Annotated in this window: 19 protein-coding genes and 1 other annotated feature; of the genes, 17 read left to right on the top strand and 2 right to left on the bottom strand. The window is 56.0% G+C overall.

All coding sequences use genetic code 11. From position 1 onward, the window contains the following. Nucleotides 1–81 precede the first annotated feature (81 nt). The 11 genes from NYE48_RS19465 (at nucleotide 82) to leuS (ending at nucleotide 10,796) form a co-directional block, all read left to right on the top strand. Nucleotides 82–606, top strand: a complete 525-nt coding sequence (locus NYE48_RS19465) for a YqeG family HAD IIIA-type phosphatase (RefSeq protein WP_340999738.1) — start codon at nucleotides 82–84, stop codon at nucleotides 604–606. Continuing rightward, on the top strand, nucleotides 606–1,733 hold the full coding sequence (gene yqeH, locus NYE48_RS19460; RefSeq protein WP_340999737.1) for a ribosome biogenesis GTPase YqeH: 1,128 nt from the start codon (nucleotides 606–608) through the stop codon (nucleotides 1,731–1,733). The genes NYE48_RS19465 and yqeH overlap by 1 nt, the downstream gene beginning before the upstream one ends. A gap of 42 nt (nucleotides 1,734–1,775) precedes the next feature. Beyond that, nucleotides 1,776–2,642, top strand: coding sequence for a shikimate dehydrogenase (locus NYE48_RS19455; protein ID WP_340999736.1), 867 nt, complete (start codon nucleotides 1,776–1,778; stop codon nucleotides 2,640–2,642). Nucleotides 2,643–2,698: 56 nt separating this feature from the next. Then, nucleotides 2,699–2,989, top strand: a complete 291-nt coding sequence (gene yhbY, locus NYE48_RS19450; protein ID WP_036715175.1) for a ribosome assembly RNA-binding protein YhbY — start codon at nucleotides 2,699–2,701, stop codon at nucleotides 2,987–2,989. 18 nt (nucleotides 2,990–3,007) lie between these two features. After that, a complete protein-coding gene (gene nadD, locus NYE48_RS19445) occupies nucleotides 3,008–3,610 on the top strand; it encodes a nicotinate-nucleotide adenylyltransferase (RefSeq protein ID WP_036715174.1) in 603 nt (200 codons plus the stop codon). Further along, a complete protein-coding gene (gene yqeK, locus NYE48_RS19440; RefSeq protein WP_340999735.1) occupies nucleotides 3,582–4,160 on the top strand; it encodes a bis(5'-nucleosyl)-tetraphosphatase (symmetrical) YqeK in 579 nt (192 codons plus the stop codon). The genes nadD and yqeK overlap by 29 nt, the downstream gene beginning before the upstream one ends. Continuing rightward, complete coding sequence (gene rsfS, locus NYE48_RS19435) at nucleotides 4,157–4,504, top strand: ribosome silencing factor (protein WP_036715172.1); 348 nt, start codon at nucleotides 4,157–4,159, stop codon at nucleotides 4,502–4,504. The genes yqeK and rsfS overlap by 4 nt, the downstream gene beginning before the upstream one ends. Beyond that, nucleotides 4,501–5,400 carry a CvfB family protein gene (locus NYE48_RS19430; RefSeq protein WP_212947275.1) on the top strand — a complete coding sequence of 300 codons (900 nt, stop codon included), beginning with the start codon at nucleotides 4,501–4,503 and terminating at the stop codon, nucleotides 5,398–5,400. Before rsfS ends, NYE48_RS19430 begins: the two co-directional genes overlap by 4 nt. Before the next feature lie 48 nt (nucleotides 5,401–5,448). Beyond that, on the top strand, nucleotides 5,449–6,219 hold the full coding sequence (locus tag NYE48_RS19425; protein ID WP_340999734.1) for a class I SAM-dependent DNA methyltransferase: 771 nt from the start codon (nucleotides 5,449–5,451) through the stop codon (nucleotides 6,217–6,219). A gap of 240 nt (nucleotides 6,220–6,459) precedes the next feature. Next, entirely contained in the window at nucleotides 6,460–7,806 is a 1,347-nt protein-coding gene (locus NYE48_RS19420) for an ISLre2-like element ISTco1 family transposase (RefSeq protein ID WP_080836672.1), read from the top strand. Nucleotides 7,807–8,012: 206 nt separating this feature from the next. Beyond that, nucleotides 8,013–8,258: a binding site (T-box leader), on the top strand. Between the two features lie 99 nt (nucleotides 8,259–8,357). Next, nucleotides 8,358–10,796, top strand: a complete 2,439-nt coding sequence (gene leuS, locus NYE48_RS19415) for a leucine--tRNA ligase (protein WP_212947273.1) — start codon at nucleotides 8,358–8,360, stop codon at nucleotides 10,794–10,796. 195 nt (nucleotides 10,797–10,991) lie between these two features. Here the strand turns inward: leuS and comER are convergent, their stop codons facing one another. Then, nucleotides 10,992–11,822, bottom strand: a complete 831-nt coding sequence (gene comER, locus NYE48_RS19410) for a late competence protein ComER (protein ID WP_340999732.1) — start codon at nucleotides 11,820–11,822, stop codon at nucleotides 10,992–10,994. A gap of 203 nt (nucleotides 11,823–12,025) precedes the next feature. Between comER and NYE48_RS19405 the strand changes: the two genes are divergently transcribed. The 6 genes from NYE48_RS19405 to holA all read left to right on the top strand — a co-directional run bounded on the left by NYE48_RS19405 (nucleotide 12,026) and on the right by holA (nucleotide 19,539). After that, a complete protein-coding gene (locus NYE48_RS19405) occupies nucleotides 12,026–12,685 on the top strand; it encodes a helix-hairpin-helix domain-containing protein (RefSeq protein ID WP_340999731.1) in 660 nt (219 codons plus the stop codon). A gap of 55 nt (nucleotides 12,686–12,740) precedes the next feature. Further along, on the top strand, nucleotides 12,741–13,259 hold the full coding sequence (locus NYE48_RS19400) for a deoxycytidylate deaminase (protein WP_036715243.1): 519 nt from the start codon (nucleotides 12,741–12,743) through the stop codon (nucleotides 13,257–13,259). Between the two features lie 114 nt (nucleotides 13,260–13,373). Continuing rightward, nucleotides 13,374–16,037 carry a ComEC/Rec2 family competence protein gene (locus NYE48_RS19395; RefSeq protein WP_340999730.1) on the top strand — a complete coding sequence of 888 codons (2,664 nt, stop codon included), beginning with the start codon at nucleotides 13,374–13,376 and terminating at the stop codon, nucleotides 16,035–16,037. Between the two features lie 341 nt (nucleotides 16,038–16,378). After that, nucleotides 16,379–16,927, top strand: coding sequence for an RNA polymerase sigma factor (locus tag NYE48_RS19390; RefSeq protein ID WP_036715245.1), 549 nt, complete (start codon nucleotides 16,379–16,381; stop codon nucleotides 16,925–16,927). Further along, a complete protein-coding gene (locus tag NYE48_RS19385) occupies nucleotides 16,924–18,237 on the top strand; it encodes a zf-HC2 domain-containing protein (protein ID WP_212947265.1) in 1,314 nt (437 codons plus the stop codon). Before NYE48_RS19390 ends, NYE48_RS19385 begins: the two co-directional genes overlap by 4 nt. 282 nt (nucleotides 18,238–18,519) lie before the next feature. Next, the gene (gene holA / locus NYE48_RS19380; RefSeq protein WP_212947263.1) at nucleotides 18,520–19,539 is read left to right on the top strand and encodes a DNA polymerase III subunit delta; all 1,020 of its coding nucleotides are present in this window, start codon (nucleotides 18,520–18,522) and stop codon (nucleotides 19,537–19,539) included. Nucleotides 19,540–19,654: 115 nt separating this feature from the next. Here the strand turns inward: holA and NYE48_RS19375 are convergent, their stop codons facing one another. After that, nucleotides 19,655–20,536: a metallophosphoesterase gene (locus tag NYE48_RS19375; protein ID WP_340999729.1), complete on the bottom strand. Its 882-nt coding sequence runs from the start codon at nucleotides 20,534–20,536 to the stop codon at nucleotides 19,655–19,657. Nucleotides 20,537–20,549 lie beyond the last annotated feature (13 nt).

Genomic DNA, 20,549 nt, shown 5'->3' with positions numbered 1-20,549 from the left:
GCGATTTGCTTTCATCGGATTATTTTGCTAACTACGCGGATTATGGTATAGTTTGTCCTATGAAACTGAGGTGACAACAACTTGTTTGAAATGTTTATCCCTAAACTAAGGGTGGATACCGTATTTGATATCGATTTGGAGGACCTATACGCCAAAGGTTACCGGGGAATCATCACCGATCTGGACAACACGCTCGTCGGGGCCAAGGAACCGCTTGCGACTCCGGAGCTGGTCGCCTGGTTCGACCAGGTGAAAAAGATCGGGTTCAAGCTCGTCATCGTATCGAACAACCGCATGGAGCGCGTGTCGGCGTTTGCCGCGCCGCTGAACATCGAATTCGTCCATGAGGCGCGCAAGCCCAGCAATGCGCCGTTCCGCAAAGCGATGACCATGATGGGGCTGACCGGTCAGGAAACGATCGTCGTCGGCGACCAGATGATGACCGACGTGTACGGCGGCAACCGCTTGGGACTTTTTACGGTATTGGTGCTTCCGATATCGATCGGCGACGAGAGCTGGGGGACGAGGATCAACCGCCGCCTGGAGAAAATCGCCTTGAGGCGCTTGCGTAAAAAAGGACTATGGCTTGAGGAGGAAAAACGTTAATGAAAGGTCCGATCGAAGGACAAAGCGTCCAAAAATGCAGCGGCTGCGGCATTGGGCTGCAGACGCTGAATCCCGAATTGCCGGGGTACATTCCGGAGAAGTCGCTGGGCAGGGAACCCGTCGTTTGCCAGCGCTGCTTCCGCATCAAAAATTACAACGAAGCGTCTTCCGTAACGGTGGATCAGGATGAATTCCTGCGGCTTTTGAGCCAAATCGGCGGCAAGAACGCGCTCGTCATCCATATCGTCGATTTGTTCGATTTCGACGGCAGCCTGATCTCGGGCCTTCAAAGGTTCGTGGGCAACAATCCCGTCATTCTCGCCGTGAACAAAATCGACCTGCTGCCAAAAGTGACAAACTGGAATAAAATCATTAATTGGGTCCAGAAGCAATGCAAGGAACAGGGGCTTAAAACCGAAGAGATCATCCTTTGCAGCGCCAAAAAGAATCAAGGCTTCGACCGGCTGCTCGATGCGGTAGCCGAACGCCGGGGCGACCGCGACGTCTACGTCGTCGGAGGCACCAACGTCGGCAAATCGACGCTGATCAACCGGTTGATCCGCGATTACAGCGACCTTGATCAGGAACTGACGGTATCGCGTTATCCGGGAACGACGCTGGACATGGTCAGCATCCCGCTGGATGACGGACATTTCATTATCGATACGCCGGGGATCGTATATCCATGGCGGTACAGCGAGCTTGTCAACCGCAAGGATTTGGGAACGATCATGCCGGAGAATCCGCTGAAACCGATGGTATATCAGCTGAACGAGGGACAAACGCTCTTTTTTGGCGGCATGGCCCGTTTTGACTTTGTCCAGGGTGCCCGGCAGTCGTTCACCTGTTATGTCAGCGGCCGGCTGAACATTCACAGAACGAAGCTGGAGAAGGCGGACGCCCTCTACAAGGAGCATGCGGGAGAGCTTTTGTCTCCGCCGGATGCGGATCATCTCGGCGAACTGCCGGAATGGACAAGGCATGAAATCCGCGTGCCTAAAGGCAGCAAGCTCGATCTGTTCGTTTCCGGCCTGGGCTGGATTAAAGTCAACGGCGATCAAGGTGCCTTGACGGCCATCCACGCGCCGAAAGGCGTCAAGGTGGTTGCCAGACCGTCTTTGATTTAAGCGTAAGCTTTCGGAAAGATTACGGAGAGGCAGGATGAAGACATGGTAATCGAAACGGATTTGCTTGCAGGCACCGGCTCGCTGCTGCTCGGCGTGATCGGGGACCCGATCTCCCACTCCAAATCGCCGGCCATGCATCAGGCCGCGCTGGAGGCGCTCGGGGTGCCCGGGTCCTACGTTCCGATGCACGTCAAAAGCGGACAGGTGGGTGACGCGATCGCCGGGATCAAAGCCCTCGGCTTTAGGGGGATCAACGTCACGATCCCGCATAAGCTTGAGGTGATCCCGCACTTGGACCATCTCGACGAGACGGCTCTCCGGATCGGCGCGGTCAATACGATCGTGAACGACAAGGGCGTCCTCACCGGATACAACACGGACGGGATCGGCTACGTTCGCTCGCTGAAAGAAGAGGCCGCGCCCGATCTCAAAGGAAAAAAAATCATGGTGATCGGCGCGGGCGGCGCGGCCCGGGGCATCATCTACGCTTTGTCGCTGGAAGGCCCGGACCGGATCTGCGTGGCCAACCGGACGGCCGACAAGGCGGAAGCGGTAGCCGCCGAGTGGAAGGACCTTGCGGATATCCGCGGGATATCCATGGAGCAGCTGCCTGCGTACTTGCGGGATGCCGATATTTTAATCAATACGACTTCGGTCGGGATGCACCCGAACGTGTCGGACACGCCGGTGGAGGCGGACCTCGTACCGGACGGAATCGTTGTCAGCGACCTCATCTACAACCCGCTGAAAACGAGGCTGCTTGCGGAAGCCGAACAAAAAGGCTGCACCGTGCACGGCGGGCTCGGCATGTTCGTCAATCAGGGCGCGTACGCGCTCGAATACTGGACCGGGCTGCCGGCTCCGGTGGCCGCGATGCGAAACGCGGTGCTGAAGAGTATGTCGGAATAGACCCTTTTCGGGGAACAATAGAAGTACAGTCGAATATTAAGGAGTTATGATCATACATGCTAACGGGTAAGCAAAAACGTTATCTCCGGTCCCTTGCGCACCACTTGGAGCCGATCTTTCAAGTCGGAAAGGGAGGAACCAACGAACAGCTGGTGCGCCATATCAACGAAGCGATCGAGAAACGGGAATTGATGAAAATCAGCGTGCTGAACAACTGCATCGAAGACAAACACGATATCGCCGCGGAACTGGCGGAAAGCACCGGGTCCGAACTGGTGCAGGTCATCGGAAGCACGATTATTTTGTACAAAGAATCCAAAGACCACAAAACGATCGAATTGCCATAAAAGCGGGAGGGTTTCACCATGAAGGTAGGCATCATGGGCGGCACCTTTGATCCGATTCATATCGGCCATTTGCTGGCCGCCGAAGCGGCAAGGGATTCGTTCGGGCTTGACCAGGTATGGTTCATGCCAAGCCACATCCCGCCCCACAAGGAACAGGCCGGAGCATCGGGAGAGGACCGGCTCGGCATGGTGGCCGAAGCGATCTCGGACCACCCCTGTTTCCGCACGTTGGACATCGAAATCAGGAGGGGCGGCGTTTCCTACACCATCGACACGGTGAAGGAAATCCGCAGCTCTTTTGAAGGCATAGAATTTCATTTCATTATCGGCGCCGACATGGTCAACTATTTGCCGAAATGGGAGGGCATCGAGGAGCTGGTGAACCTGATGACCTTCATCGGCGTGGGCCGGCCGGGGTCGACGCTGGACCTGGATGCGCTCCCCGGTTATTTGCAGGGCAAGGTGCATCTGGCAGACATGCCCCAGGTCGATATTTCGTCGACCGAAATCCGGGAAAAGCTGGCTACGGGACATTCGATCCGCTATATGGTAACGGACAGCGTCTACGACTATATCAGGAGGAGAGGATTGTATGGAATTCAGCCGCGAAGAACTGATTAAATCGGTTTCGGAGCAAATGCCCGCCATGCGCTGGAAACATACCCAAGGCGTCATGGAAACGGCCGTGAAGCTTGCGGAGCAATACGGGGCCGATCCGGTCAAAGCCGAACGCGCCGCGATATTGCATGACGTCGCCAAATATTGGCCCGTCAAGCAAATGGAGGCCGTGATCCGGGAAAACGATTTGTCCAAGGATCTGTTGCTTTACGACAAATCGTTATGGCACGCCGAGGTCGGAGCGTTTGTCGCCAAGCGCGATTACGGCGTGGACGATCCGGAAATCCTGGACGCCATCAAATATCATACATCGGGGCGAATCGGCATGACGCTGATGGACAAGGTGGTTTGCCTTGCCGACTATATCGAGCCCGGAAGGGATTTTCCCGGCGTGAATAATATCCGGCAACTGGCCCAACATAGCCTTGAAGAGGGATTGGTCGCCGGGTTCGATTCCACGATCAGCCTGCTCGTGTCGCGGCGGCAAATCATCTATCCGCTGACGGTTTTTGCGCGCAATGATCTTATTAAACAGTTGGAGGCGAATTCATGACCCTTACATCGGAACAATTGTTAAACCTGGCAGTCCAAGCTGCTGAAGATAAAAAAGCAATGAATATCGTGGCGCTCGATTTGAAAGGCGTATCGCTGATCGCGGACTATTTCGTCATTTGCCACGGGAACTCGGATACGCAGGTCCAGTCGATCACCACGGAAATCCGCAAACGCGTTCAGGAAGCCGGCTCGGAAATCCGGGGGATCGAAGGGATGAATTCCGCGCGTTGGGTGCTGATCGACCTTGGGGACGTGATCGTTCATGTCTTCCACCGGGACGAGCGCGACTACTATAACATCGAACGCCTGTGGTCGGACGCCAAGGTCGTGGAAACGGTATGAGCCCGATTGCAGGAACGATCCAAACCTATGAGGTAATGCGCGAGGTTTCGCCGTACGGGTACTTTTTGGATGCGGACGGACAGGACGTGCTGCTGCACTATTCGGAGCTGACGCGAGAGATCAAGCCGGGCGACCGGGTCGAGGTGTTCATTTTTTACGATACCGAAGACCGTCTGGCCGCGACGATGAAAAAGCCGTATTTGACCCTTGGGGAAATGGCGAAGCTGGTCGTGGCCGACGTCCACCCCCGGCTCGGCTGTTTTCTCGAAATGGGGCTTGGCCGCCAGCTTCTGCTGCCGGTTCGCGAGCTGCCCGAAATGAAGGAGCTTCGCCCGCAGGTCGGCGACTCGGTATTCGTCATCATGGAGCATGACAAGCAGGGGCGCCTCCGCGCCAAACTGGCGGGAGAGCAGGAACTGTCGCAGCACGCCTTCAGGGCGCCGGGCTCCTGGCTGAACCAATGGTTCAAAGCCACCGTATACCGGCCGCTGCAGATGGGCACCTTCGTGATCGTCGACGGCGGCGTGCTCGGTCTCGGCGTCATCGGCATGATCCATTCCTCGGAGCGGGTCAGGCTGCTTCGACTGGGCGAGGAAGTGGACGTTCGCGTAAGCCATATCCGCGAGGACGGCCGCGTCAACCTCTCCATGGCCCAGCGCAAGGAGATCGGCCGCGACGTCGATTCGGAGCGGATTTTGTCTTTTCTGAAGGAACGCCCTTCGGGAGGGATGCCCTATTCCGACGCAACGCCTCCCGACATTATCAAACAGCGCTTCGGGATCAGCAAGTCGGCCTTTAAGCGGGCCCTCGGCAAGCTGATGAAAGAAGGGCTGGTCACGCAAAAGGAAAGTTGGACGTATTTGGCGAAGCCGGATCAGGATCGGCAAGGCGAATAGCCTTCCCCTGTTTCCGGCGCGAAAGTGAAAAGAAAGTGCGGTGGCATCATGTCTTCTTACCGGAAATTTGCATATGTCTATGATCAGTTGATGGAGGACATGCCTTACCCCGATTGGCTCCGATTTGCCCGGGAGGCTTGGGAGAAGCATGGAAGCATGCCCAAAAGCGTCGTGGAGCTGGGATGCGGCACGGGCAGCATCACGATACCGCTCGTCAATTCGGGCTTCGAGGTCATCGGGATCGACTTGTCGGCGGACATGCTGTCCGTGGCCAGAAGGAAAATGGAAGGCACGTCCCAAGGCAGCAGGCTTTACCGCGAAGGCTCCATCCGTTGGGTCCAGCAGGACATGCGGGAATGGGAAGTCCCGGAGCCGGTGGACGCGGTGATTTCTTTTTGCGACTGCTTCAGCTATTTGCTGGAGGAGCGGGACGTCGTTTCGGCATTTGCCCATACGTATCAGGGGTTGAAGCCGGGAGGCATCTTCCTGTTCGACGTGCATCATCCGAACACGATCATCCGCTATGCCGAGGAGCAGCCTTTCGTGTGGGACGACCGGTCGGTATCGTACATCTGGACATGCGAGCTGGACGCTTCCCGCTGCGAGATCGAGCACCATCTAAGCATTTTCGCCAAGGAGGACCAGAGCGATTTGTATCGCCGGTTCGAAGAAACGCATGCGCAGCGCGCTTACGATCCGGAATGGATGAAAACGGAGCTGGTGAAGGCGGGTTTCCGGGACGTCAAATGTTATGCGGATTTTAAGTGGGTGGAGCCCGGAGACGATGCCCAAAGGCTGTTTTACGTCGCGGTCAAATAGATTGGCTTCGAAAGGATAGCGCAGGACGGCCGTCGGAAATGAATTTCCGGCGGGTCGTCCTTTTTGTTTTTAACGTTCCTCATGACGCACGGCGTTTGATTTTAAGGGAAGGAAGCTCGAAAAAGCGATAGTGTAAAATCTCTGTGGGTGTAGGAATTGGAAAAAGCGGATATAGAAAAAGAGCTTCTCCCTTGGTAAAGTGATGTTTGCGCACAACACACCAAGAAGGAGGAAGCTCCTGTGAGCCACTTTACCACAACAATGCCGACGATGAAAGAGATTGAGCAATGGATTTTCCGGAAAATGCAGGAGGAATTCGCTCGTGCGATGAAGCAGGTGCTGGAGGCGCTGGATCAGCAGATCCTGGAGCAACGGGACCGAGAGCGTTATCGAGTAAAGGACGAGCGTGAAACAAGCGTCAACACAGTGTTCGGGAATGTGCGCTTTAAGCGGAGATTGTACTGTGACCGTAGAAGCGGCAAACACGTGTATCTGCTGGATCAGCTGTTGCAATTCGAAGGGCGCGGGAAAGTCAGTCCGCATTTGGAAGAGACAGCAATCGCATTCGCAAGCCAAGGACCGTCGTACCGGGACAGCGCAAAGCGGCTGGAGCAGCTTTTGGGCTACAATGTGCTGAGCCACCAAGCGATCAGGGAAAAACTGATGGAGCGTGCGCAACAGCCGATGCCAGCGGTGAAACGGCGCGCTGCCCGCGTGCTGTTCGTGGAAGTGGATGGGCTGTACACGAAGCTGCAGCGGAGCAAAAAGCGCGGGATGGAGAACGCAATTGCAGTCGTACACGAAGGCTGGGAGAAGAACGGCAAGCGGGTACAGCTGAAGAACAAACAGCATTACCTGCATACGAGCGGCGGCGACTTCTGGGAAGGGTTCGGGGACTTTCTGGTGGAGCGTTACGAAATCGACGAGAACACGTGGCTTGTGGTGAACGGAGACGGCGCGGCGTGGATCGGGGAATGTACATCCTACTTTCACCAATGTCTGTACATGCTGGACCGCTTTCATGTGGCGCGTGATTTGAAACGCTTTGTTGGTCATTTGCCGCAGGTGTGGGAGACCGTGAGACGGTCTTTGGCCAAACAGGATGCAGCCGCGCTTATGGCGGTCCTGGAAGGCGTGTCGGAGCAAGAGATAGCGGAAGAGAACCGGAAGGATTGGAAGCCGTATAAAAGATTTCTAAAGCGGCATGAGAAGCATTTGGACGACTACCGAAAAACACTCCAGGCGAAGGGGATCGACACAAGCGGCATGCGCCCGATGGGAAGCGCGGAATCGCAGATGCGTATATTCGCCAAGCGGACGAAGCGTGGCGGGTACAGTTGGAGTGAGCGAGGCGTCAGGGCGATGCTGAGGACGATGATGAGGATTCAAGAAGCGGGCACGGTGGTAAGAACGGTTGAAGGACAAGCGAGTAAGCAGGCAACGCCGCAGCAGTCGATAAACATGCGGCAATTGCTCAAGAACGTGACGCAACCGGTCAAGGGTTGTATCGCTGGAATGATTCGCATGCTGCAAGGACCGAAGCAAAGCAGCACAACGGGTATGGCACTCAAAGCACTTCGCGGATAACGGCAAAAAATTCTGACAAATCACTTGTGTTTGATGAAAGAACGAAGCAAAGCGCTTACAAGGAAGAGGTTCCTTCGGGGTTCGCGTTCCAGGCATCTTAAATGACTGCCCACGCTAGCTTGACACTGACCGAAAAAGCGAGCGGATTGACTAGAATTCGGGTTTTATATATAATATGACTTAATGTTTGACAACAATTTCATGACATGATGGCAATGATGAGGGGTAGTAGTTTCGGCGGTGTCACCCAGAGAGCCGGCGGTCGGTGCAAGCCGGTTGACGAAGCGGAATGAACTCGCCTCGGAGTCATGGTTTGAACGGGGGACGGATGAACCCTCCTTTCGTGAAAAACCATCGCCTCACCTCCGTTAAGGGTGCAAAGGGAGCGGAAGCAAAGCATGTTTTCCGCTAACTAGGGTGGTACCACGGGAATCAAACCTCTCGTCCCTAGCGCTAATACGCTATGGATTGCAGAGGTTTTTTTAATGAGATTCACGCGAATTTGCGGCCGCGCAAGGCGTCCGCCTGACTGTATGAGGGGGCATTAGTAGATGAGTGACAATCAGCAGGCTCAGGGGTATCATCCCCAGTCGATCGAGCCGAAGTGGCAAAAGTATTGGGATGAGCACCATACGTTCAAAACGGGCGAAGATCCCGGCAAACCGAAGTTCTATGCGCTGGACATGTTTCCGTACCCGTCCGGCGCCGGCCTTCACGTAGGCCATCCGGAAGGATATACGGCGACCGACATCGTATCCCGCTATAAAAGAATGCGCGGCTACAATGTGCTTCATCCGATGGGATGGGACGCGTTCGGCCTGCCGGCCGAGCAGCACGCGCTCGATACGGGCGAACATCCGCGCGACATCACGGTCAAAAACATCAACAATTTCCGCCGCCAGATCAAATCCCTCGGGTTCTCCTACGACTGGGACCGCGAGATCAGCACGACGGATCCGGAATATTACAAATGGACGCAGTGGATTTTCATCCAGCTGTACAAAAAAGGCCTCGCTTACGTAGCGGAACTTCCCGTGAACTGGTGCCCGGCTCTGGGCACGGTGCTGGCGAACGAAGAAGTCATCGACGGCAAAAGCGAACGCGGCGGCCATCCGGTCATCCGCAAGCCGATGCGGCAATGGGTGCTGAAAATCACCGAATACGCCGAGCGCCTGCTTGAAGATTTGGAGGAGCTCGACTGGTCCGAAAGCATCAAGGACATGCAGCGCAACTGGATCGGCAAATCCAAAGGGGCCGAAGTGAATTTCGCCATCGAAGGCCATAGCGGCCAATTGACGGTATTTACGACGCGTCCGGACACGCTGTTCGGCGCCAGCTACTGCGTGCTGGCTCCCGAGCATGAGCTCGTGGCCGAAATCACGACGCCGGAGCAGCAGGAAGCGGTCAAAGCGTACCAGGACCTTGCGGCCCGCAAAAGCGATCTGGAGCGCACGGATCTGGCGAAGGACAAAACCGGCGTATTCACGGGCGCCTATGCCGTCAATCCGGTCAACGGCGCGAAACTGCCGATTTGGATCGCCGATTACGTCCTCGCGGGTTATGGAACGGGCGCCATCATGGCGGTGCCGGGCCACGACACGCGCGACTGGGAATTCGCGAAGCAATTCGGCCTGGACATCATTGAGGTCGTCAAAGGCGGCAACGTGCAGGAAGAGGCTTACACCGGTGACGGCGAACACGTCAATTCCGGATTCCTGGACGGGCTGGGCACCGAAGAAGCGATCGCCAAAATGATCGCATGGCTCGAAGAAAACGGCAAAGGCCAAGGCAAAACGACCTACCGCCTGCGCGACTGGCTGTTCAGCCGCCAGCGTTATTGGGGCGAACCGATTCCGATCCTGCACCTCGAAGACGGAACGATGAAAACCGTGCCGGAAGACCAGCTTCCGCTGATGCTGCCGGACATCGACCAGATCAAGCCGTCGGGAACCGGGGAATCCCCGCTTGCGAACGTGACCGAATGGGTGGAGACGGTGGATCCGGAAACCGGCATGAAAGCGCGCCGCGAAACCAACACGATGCCGCAATGGGCCGGAAGCTGCTGGTATTACCTGCGGTTTATCGATCCGCACAACAAGGAAGCGCTCGTTTCGAAGGAAAAAGAGCGCGAGTGGATGCCGGTCGACCTCTACATCGGCGGCGTCGAGCACGCGGTGCTTCACCTGCTGTACGCCCGTTTCTGGCATAAAGTGCTTTACGACCTGGGCGTGGTCAGCACGAAGGAGCCGTTCCAAAAGCTGGTCAACCAAGGCATGATCCTGGGCACGAACAACGAAAAAATGAGCAAATCCCGCGGCAACGTCATCAACCCGGACGAAATCGTCGAAACCTACGGCGCGGATACGCTCCGCATCTATGAGATGTTCATGGGGCCGCTGGAGGCGACGAAACCTTGGAACGAAAACGGCGTGGAAGGCGCCCATCGCTTCCTGTCGCGCGTATGGCGCCTCGTCGTCAACGACGACGGCAGCCTGAATCCGAAACTGACGGACGGCGAAGGCAGCGACGACTTCAAACGCGTATGGCATAAAACGATCAAAAAAGTGACCGAAGACATGGAGCATATGCGTTTTAACACGGCCATCAGCCAGCTGATGATTTTCATTAACGACGCGTACAAAGCCGACTCGCTTCCGCGCAAAGCGATCGAGGACTTCACGCAGCTGCTGTCTCCGTTTGCGCCGCATATCGCCGAAGAGCTGTGGGAGCGCCTCGGGCACGAGGAATCGATCACGTACGAACCATGGCCTGTTTTCGACGAAGCTTGGACCGTGGATGCCGAAGTGGAAATCGTGATCCAGGTGAACGGCAAAATCGTACAACGCGCCAAAATCGCCAAAGACATGAGCCAGGAGGCTATGCAGGAGTTCAGCCTGTCCCAGGAGAACGTGCAGGCAGCCATCGCCGGGAAGACCGTGCGCAAGGTGATCGCGGTTCCGGGCAAGCTCGTCAATATCGTAGCGAACTAAATGCATATCTTGAGGATACCGCGAAATCCCGAGCTTGTCCGAAGCTTGGCATAAACGCTGCGGCATCCGAAACAGGGTTTAAAAGCATTAAATCCCCGTACAATCGTACGGGGATTTTTGTTTCCCAAGCCCTTTTGGACAAGGATGAACCTGATCCGGCTAGCGGAATTGCGGTATCTGGAGGAGCATGCACGGCTATGTTTTCGTATCGCTTATGAGTCCGTCGCATTTTTTCAATTCCTCTTCGTATTTGGCATGGGTGGTGGCGATCAATTGATGAAACACGCCGTTCAAGCTTTGCCTGAGCAGCGCAAGCGCTTCGGCGGTGATGCCGCCGGGCACGGCGACCCTTTCCTGAAGGTCCAGAGGATGGAAGCCGCCTTCCGTGAGCAGCTTGCCCGTTCCAAGCAGCATTTCCCCGGCCAGGGAGGTGGCTTGTTCGCGCCCGATCCCGGTCATTTCTACGGCGGCTTCGACCCATTGGTCGAGGAAAAAGCTGATAAACGCAGGGCCGCAGCTGGAGAAATCCGAGGAAATACGGACATGCGACTCCGGGATTTCAAGCGGTTCGCTGATGGCGCCGAGCAGCTTTTCAAGCACGAGCCTGTCTTCCGGAGCGATGCGGGTGCCGTACATACATAAGGAAGCCCCGCTTAAGGTCAAATGCGTGATGCTCGGGATCACTTTGGCGATTTTGCAGGCAAGAGCTTGTTCCAGATGACGAATTTGCACCGGGCTCGTAATGGACACCAGCATCTGGTCCTGCTTGACCTCATCTTTGATCTCTTCCACTAACGCTTTATACTGAAGCGGTTTTACGCATATGAATACGATATCGCTGTTTTTTACGGTTTCCGCGTTGCTGCTGCATACGTTTAGACCGGGGTGGCGCTGAGCGAGCAAAGCGACTTTTTCTGCCGTACGGTTGCTGGCGAAAACTTGATTTGGCATAAGCGCACCGGAAGTCATGAAGGCGTCGATCAACACGCTTCCCATACTGCCGGTTCCGATGAATCCCACCTTCATATGCTTTCCCTCCTTTCGTGCTTTACGGTAACGGCGCAGTCCTTCTTCTTAATGTATGCAGGTGGGCCTGTACGTCATGACGGTTTTCGGCAGGAAGAGGCTTTTGCCGGACGCCTTTATTGGCAGCGCAGGATCATCCCTAGTCTAGCGGCAGGATCGAAACGGGGTCGGCCGCAGTTTATTAAAAAAAATGAGGTGATCGTATGAAAAAATGGACGCTGGCGATCAGCGCGTGCTGCGCGATATTGGGAAGCGCCGCCATCTTGCTTTCAGGCCTCAAAACCGAAAAGGGCATCGAGGGCTGGGAGCCGTTAAACAACAATCTCGCAAGCGCTTTGGATGGGGAGCGAATGCCGGAATCGAAGAGCGGCGGCGGGCAAGACCCTTCCGGGGCCGCAAAAACCGGGAAGGAAAACATCGGCGCGGAAAACGCCGCAAGTGCGGCCCAAACCCGGCAGCCCAAGCAGTCCGTGCAAACGGAGCTTCAGACCGGCCAGGAAACAGCTTCGGCACCGGAACCGCAAGCGGACAGCAACGTCGCCACCAAAACGGGCACGAGCAGCCCTGCCGGAGAAGCTGCGCCGCCCGGATCCGGGAGTTCGCCTGTACATGCCGCGCCCGACAAGGCTGCCGGAGACCTGGAAACGAAATCTCCGGAAGGCCCATCGGGTCCCAAGGTGAATATTAACACCGCCCAGGCTGGCGAACTGATGACCATTCCGGGCATCGGCGCCAAAAAGGCGCAGGCGATCATCGATTACAGGAACGAACGCGGGCCGTTCAAGAGGGTCGCGGATTTGGACAAGGTAAAAGGGATCGGCCCGAAGATGCTTGAAAAAATAAAGCCCTACATAGAGCTTTAGCCCGGAGATGTGCTACAATAAGACAAACATTCTATGACAAACAAGGTGATAACAGGTGAACGTCGAAACACGAAAAGACTGGGATACATACTTTATGGACATTGCTTACATGGTGTCGACGCGTTCCCGCTGTCCCCGCAGGCATGTCGGGGCCGTGCTCGTTCAGGGCAAAAAGCTGCTCGGTACGGCATACAACGGCGCGCCGATGGGCGTTCCCGATTGTTCGGAGGCCGGCTGCATGATCGCGGAGGAGATCGAAATGATCGAGCAGGACGGCAGGCAGGAAATGGTCAAAAAGCAGCGTTGCGTGCGCACGATCCATGCCGAGCAGAATCTGCTGCTGTTTACGGACCGGATCGACCGGGAGGGCAGTTCGGTATACGTGACGGACGAGCCGTGCTGGACTTGCGCCAACATGCTCGCGAACAGCGGCGTGACGGAAATCGTGTTTCACCGTGCCTATCCGAAGGATTCGGACAAGGTGACGGAGATGATGAAGCAGAAAGGGATCGTTTTCCGCAAACTGTCATCCTACGAACCACCGCGCGAAACGGTCATGACCGTTTGCAATTAACGAAAATATCGATTGTCCATGAGATGCTTTTCGAGGAAGGACCTCTGCCAAAGCGGCGATTGACCGCAGGCAGGGGTTTTTGTTTTTTACTTGCGATGAGCCGGATAGGAGTGAATGAACGTGAAGGGAAGGCCTTTAATCGTCGGAACGACCGGTTGGCTGGCCGGGAGCAGCCTTGCTTGCGCTTTTTCGGACGCGCGGCTGCTTTTCATCTGGATGGGACTGACGCTTCTGCTCGCCGCTGCCGTGCTGCTGCGCCGGAAGCTGCTGCAGAGCATGTTGATCGCCTGGATCGCGGTAACGCTGTCGGGCGCATACTGGCTGTGGCATGACGCGCGGAACGTCACGGCCCTGCCGGAGGCGCTGGCTGCGGCTGCGGACGAATTAAACGGGATGCCGCTGCATGCCGAGGGGGTCATCGTCTCTTCCGTCGACGTGGACGGGGATCGGGCGGACTTCCAGGCCGAATTGCGGAAGGCGAGCCGAAGCCAGGAGGGTCATGGGAGCAGGGGAATGCCATCGTCCGAAGGGTTTCGGGAACGGGTCATGGTTCAAGTCAAACTTCTAAGCAAGGAGCAGCAGGACGAAGCCCGCAAGTGGCAGCGGGGAGACCGGATCATGCTGGACGGAACGCTGGAGCTTCCCGGAAACGCCCGCAATTTCGGCGCTTTCGATTACGCGGCTTATCTGCGGACGCAGCACATCCACTGGCTTTTTAAAACGAAAGGGAGCGAACAAGTTCGGGTTTCCCCGCCGGTTTCGCCTTGGAGCGCGGTGACGATTTTCCGGTGGAACGATCATGCCCGCAGCGGGCTTGGGGATAAACTCGGCCAAATTTTTCGGGAGCCTCACGCCGGATATATGAAAGGCCTGCTGATCGGCATGCAGGACGATATCGACCCCGTGACGTACACGCAGTTTTCGCAGCTGGGCCTGACGCATATTTTGGCGATCTCCGGGATGCATGTCGCGGTATTCGTCGCCAGCTTGCTGTATATTTTTTCCTTATTCAAAATAACCCGCGAAAAGGCCCTTCTGATGGCTATGCTGCTGATTCCCTTGTACGTCCTTTTGTCGGGGGTGAGCCCATCGGTCGTTCGGGCGGGCATCATGGGCATGATCGGGCTTTATGCCGCGAGAAAAGGATGGCTGAAGGACGGACTGAACGTGTTGGCGGCAGCGGCGCTTGCGATGATGCTGTGGAATCCGTATTACCTGCTGAGCGTCAGCTTCCAGCTGTCATTCCTGGTGACGGCCGGGCTGATGGTGTACGTTCCGCTGATGAGCCCGCTCCTTCGCTTTTTGCCGAAGCGCATCGCCGGCGCCGTCAATGTGACGCTGGTCGCCCAGCTGGTCTCATTTCCGCTGACCATTTATTACTTTAACCAGTTTTCCCTGTTGTCGTTTGCGGCCAACTTCGTGCTGGTGCCGTTTATTACCTTCCTTACGCTCCCGCTTGGCGCTGCCGCGCTGCTGTTTGGGTGGATCTGGCTGCCGGCGGGCAGGGCATTGGGGCGGGTCGCGGAGCTGACGAGCGATTGGACGTTCCGTCTTGTCCGTTGGCTGAACGGTTTCCCGCAGTTCGTCACGATTTGGAAATCGCCGTCTTTCATGTGGATTGCGGCTTATTTTGTATTGATGTACCTGTTTTTATTTATAGCGAACCGGCAGACGGGAAGGCGCGAAGCCCGGCAGGCGGAAAACGCCGATGACGAAACGGCGGAGCTTGAAGGGAAGGGGAGTTCCTTGGATCCGGATGATGCTGCGCCTAATAAGAGGAAAACGAGAGCCGCGCTTGCCGGAATTATGCTTGCTTTTCTGTTTCTGATATATTGGGAGTATCGGCCTACATCTTTGCACGGGGCGGGGCTCGTACAGTTTCTGGACGTGGGGCAAGGCGACAGCATCCTGATCACGACTCCGGAGGGACGGAACATTCTCGTGGACGGGGGCGGCACGGTCAGCTTCCGCAAGCCCGAAGACGGCTGGAAGGATCGGAAAAATCCGTTTGAAGTCGGCGCCAAGGTGGTCGTCCCCCTGCTCAAGCAGCGGGGAATCCACCGTTTGGATGCGGTGATCGTTACGCACGGAGACCAGGACCATGCGGGGGGCTTGCAGGCGGTTTTGGATCAAATCCCGGTAAAGGCCTTTCTGTTCAACGGAACGCTTTCAGGAACGAAGTCCTTCGACAAGCTGATCGGTACGGCCCTGGAGCGGCGCATTCCCGTGTATGCCGTCCATCAGGGCATGAAGCTGAAGCCGGACAAGCATACGGAGCTTGCCTTCATTTCGCCGATGCTGGACGGCGCGGAGCAGGAAGAGGTTCCGGTGGAAAAAAGCCAAAACCATCTATCGGTGGCGTTTGTGCTGACCATGAACGAAAGGAAGCTGCTGTTTACGGGCGATATGGACCAGGCTGCCGAAGAGGACGTGCTCGGTTGGGCCGGCAGCGGCGTTCAAGCGGCATCGGACCCGCGCTCGTCCGGTGATGCCGGCGGGGCCGATCGGCCCGGCGAAGGCATCGATGTCATCAAAATCGCCCATCACGGCAGCAAGTCGTCCACCGGCGAGGAATGGCTCCGGCATTGGCGGCCGAAAGCCGCGGTCATATCGGCGGGCGTGAACAACTTATACGGCCATCCGCATGCCGATGTCGTGCGGCGGATCGAACGCGATGGGGCCCGCTTGTTCCGGACGGACCAAAACGGCGAAGTCCAAATGCGGATCCGTGCCGAAGGCATACAAATCCGAAGCAAATTCGGTCCTTTCCGCCAATGAATTCCAGCAGGGCGTACAAGGCCCGGACACATGACGGAATTGACACCAATACGTCAGGAAATCGTTCCGATTCTGACAAAATCTTAAAGAATTAAAAGGGAAAAACTCGTAAAATGGATGAGTTGCGTAAGCGATCATGTTTCTTGGTGACGGGCTCACTAGAATTTGGTATCCTTAATTGGGGTTTGCCATCTTCTTTTTCCGAAGAAACGAGACCCGACACCTTCTTACGTACATAAGATATATCGGCCTTATCCATGTATAGAAAAAAGTTGGTTACAAATTGCAACAATTTGACACACTTGCACGTCTGTTAGATTGCAGGGAGAGGGGGATCCTTTGTGGTAGAGCAGGGACTCATAAGAGCCGCTCAATCGGGCGATCGCGACGCTCTAATCACCCTATTAAGAGAAATTGAGCATCAAGTGTACCGCACAGCCTACTATATTTTAAACGACGAACAGGATGCGATGGACGCTTCCCAGGAAGCGCTCATCCGCATCTACACGAAAATCGGCTCCTATGAAGAAAAGGCGCAGTTCAAAACCTGGGTTCAACGGATCGTGACCAACATTTGCATCGACAAATTCAGGCGCACGAAACCGACGGTTTCCATCGATGAGCATGAACTGGTTTTTCAGGACAAACAGAACGTGGAACGCACCGTCATGTCTTCGTACCTGGCCCAGGATATCAAGGAAGCCATCGACCAGCTGCCGGATCATCATAGAAGCGTGATCGTGCTAAGGTATTTGCAGGATTTTTCTTACAATGAAATTGCCGACTGCCTGAACCTTCCGCTGAACACGGTGAAGTCTTACCTGTTCAGGGCCAGGCAGCAGCTCCAGAATATGCTTCAAGAGCATCAGAAAGGTGGTGTATCAGGATGAAATGTCCAGAGGTGGTGGAGTGGATGCACCGTTATTTGGATTATGATTTAAGCGAGGAAGAAACCGTGCAGCTGTATGAGCATTTGAAACATTGTCCTGAATGTACGGAAACCTTTCGGATGCTGAAATCATTGTCCCGGGATCTTGAGGATTTGCCGAAGGTAACGCCCAAATTCAGCATTGTCGACGCCATCATGCCGCAACTGGAAGCCATCGACCAGGCCCGTCAGGAAAAAAGCGCTTCCCGCGAAGAGGAGCCTGCCGAGATGGTACCGGTACCCGCGCGTCCGGCGCGCAAAAGCAAATTCCGCAATTCGATCGTCGGACGTACGGCCATGGGGGCCGTAGCCGCGGTGATCATTTTGGGAGTGGCGATCTATAATTATTCTCCGAAACATCTGTCGACCGCGGAAGAGCCTGCTTTCAAAGAAGCGGGGCAAAAAACGGCCGAAAGCGCGACTTCGTCTGCCGATTCCACGACGGGCAGCGGCGGCGAGCGGCAGGATGTCGAGCCTAAACAGGAAATGCTCTACAGAAGCGACGGCGGCAGCGAGCCTGCGCAAGAAGATGCCGGCGCAGGCGATAGCGGCATGACGGAAATGAAAGCGCAGGACGCTTCCCCTCCGGAAGAGCCTGCGAAGGAACAGCCCGCCCGGTCCGAAACGCCTGCGGATCAGCAGAATTCCAAGGATGCCCGCAGCGCGGGCACGGAAACCGAAGCGACTGCTCCGAAAGACGATGCGGCGGCTAAAAAGCAAGTTCCCCCGGGAGACCTGAAGCCGAAACAAAACTACGCGCAGAAACCTGCCGAAGACGCGGCCAACCAGGATAAAACGGCGGCGAATCAAGATAAAGCCGCGGCGAATCAGGATCAGACCGCCGAGGATCAGGGAAAAGCGACCGCTTCGGGAAATGCGGGCGGCGACGGCGGGGCCAGCGGGGCCAGCGGGGCCAGCCAAGATTCAGCGCAAGGCCAAGCGGTCGCGCCGGATCATCCGGACCAGGAGAAGTCCCTCGCCGATGAAAAAATAACCATGGGCATCAGCTCGATCAAAACCGCGGCGGTCCAGATCAATTCTCCGGACGGCAAATACGCGGCTTCCGTCGAAGACCGCAAGCTGGTCATTTATGCCCTTTCGGATCAGGACGGCCAGAAGAAGGCCGTCAAGACCATCGACCTGCCGGGCAACTGGGTAACCGGGGTCTGGTCTGCGGACAGCACGGTGTTTACTTACCAAACGGCCGATGACCAAGGAACGACGACGAGCAAAACCTATCGCGTCGACGACTCGAAGGTTTCGAATCCTTGACGAGGAATCCATGGGAGACCAAAAATTAGAGATACAAACATGCACCAATACAAGAGATATGGAATAGGATATACCGACAGCATTGAACCAGGATCGTCGTGTAACCACTGGCGGCGGGGTTTCTAGAGCCCTGCCAAGCCGGTGTTTATCATAGATGAGCTGGGACAGGGGGGCCTTCCTGCGGAGGGCCCCTCTGCTGTTTTCCCGGGCCTGGATTTTTGTTAATATAGTTAAGCAGGCCAAAACTTAAGCAGAGTTACATAGATGAAAGGGGGCTTAAGTATGGATGTGAAAACCGCGGTAAAGGCCGTGAAGCAGGGGGATATCTCTCCCGTGTACCTGTTGTACGGAACGGAAAAATACCAGATGAACGAATTTGTGTCTTTTCTCGTGGAGCAGACGATTTCCAAAGAAGAACGCGACTTTGCGCTTGTCCATTACGATTTGGCGGATACGCCCCTGCAGCAGGTGGTCGAAGAGGCGGAGATGGTGCCTTTTATGGTGCCGCGCAAGGTGATCCTCGTGCAGGATGCCTCCGTTTTTACGGCGGGCAAAGATCAGGGCAAAGTGGAGCATCGTCCGGAATCGCTCCTTGAATATATGAACAACCCGGCGGAATACAGCATCCTCGTTTTTATCGTAAACCAGGAGAAGCTTGACGAGCGCAAAAAGATCGTGAAATCCGTCAAAAGCAGCGGCGCGCTTTTATCGTTTATGCCGCTTGGCAGCGAAGATTTGCTGAAATGGGTCGGCAAAAAAGCGAAGGAGCAGGACTGCACGTTTGAAGAAGGGGCCGCGGAGCTCGTCATCCGCAATGCGGGTACCCAGCTGCAGACGCTCGCCGCCGAGATCGACAAGCTCTGCTTGTACGCGGGCAAAGGCGGGATCATCCGCACCGACATGGTAGACCAATTGATCGCGCGCAGCACGGAACAAAACGTGTTTGCCCTTGTGGAGGATATCGCCAACCTAAGGGTAGACCGGGCGCTTTCGATCTTTTACGAGCTGCTGAAGCAGAAGGAAGAGCCGATCAAAATCGCCGCGCTGATCGCAAGGCAGTTTCGCATCATTCTTCAGGTCAAGGACCTGGCAGGGCAAAGTTTTTCCCAGCAGCAAATCGCTTCCCAGCTTGGCCTCCATCCCTACGCCGTCAAAATCGCCGGGGAGCAGGCACGGAAGTTTCAGGCGGCCCAGCTGAAGCAGATTTTGAGCCGTCTCGGCACGCTGGATTACCAAATGAAAACCGGAGCCGTCGACAAGGTGCTGGGCTTGGAATTGTTTTTGCTCAGATTGGCGGCATAAAAACGAAAGCGCAAAAAGGCTGAGGCCGATCGGTTACGGAAACCGGGACGGCTGACCGGCCTTTTTCGCGTTTGCTTAAGAAAAGTCGCGGCCGCCCATCCTTCCGCCTAAACGGCTATGGGCTTGCCGGCTGTTTCAAGGTAATGATCGTGCACTCGGGCACGCTGTCCAGGCGGAACGGCAGGCGGGTGGTGCCGATGCCCCGGTTGACGTACAGCTGCAAGGGCCTGCGGCTGTCGGCATGGAACGTATATAGCCCTTCGGTATACTTGCGGGCAAGCGGCGGAGTATATAGCGGGCCGTATCCCGGCAGCTGAACCTGGCCTCCGTGGCTGTGGCCGGACAACTGAAGGTCTACCGGATATTTGCCCAGCCGGTCGGCCACGTCAGGCTCATGGGCAAGCAGTAGGACGAAGGCATTCCGGTCGATCCCGCTTAACGTCTTGGTTAGATCGGGGGAGCCGAGCAGAAAATCGTCGACCCCTGCCACGACAAGCTTGCTGCGGCCGATGGACAGCGTTTGATGTTCGTTTACGAGCAGCTTGAAGCCGCTGTATGCCATGATGCGGGCGTAAGGACGTTTGGCGCCGCCTCCCTGGTCATGGTTCCCGTATACGGCAAATTTGCCAAGCGGGGCGTTCATTTGCGATAATATCGGAGCGATAGCGCCGGAAACGGGATCGTTTGCGAAGTTGTCGATGAGGTCGCCCGTGAATACGATCATGTCCGGCTTCAGTCCATTGATGCGGGTGACCAGGCTTTGCAGCTTGTCCGGCGAATAGAAACGGCCCAGATGGATGTCGCTAATCTGAACGATGCGGAACCCGTCCAGGTCGGGGGTAACGGACGCTGCGCCGATGCTTACGTTCTGGAGGCGGAGTAGATTGGGTTCCGTATATCTTGCATAATAGAAGACGGATGCGGCCGCCAGAAGCAGCAAAGCGGCGATCCCATGGAACCATGCGAAGGTTGCGGTTTTTTTAGGTTGATGTTTCATAGGAATCCTTCCT

The sequence above is a fragment of the Paenibacillus sp. FSL M7-1455 genome (assembly GCF_038004655.1).
Lineage (GTDB): Bacteria > Bacillota > Bacilli > Paenibacillales > Paenibacillaceae > Paenibacillus_AQ > Paenibacillus_AQ cookii.
The sequence above is the reverse complement of the archived record's forward strand: the minus strand, read 5'-3'. Positions and strand labels throughout refer to the sequence as shown.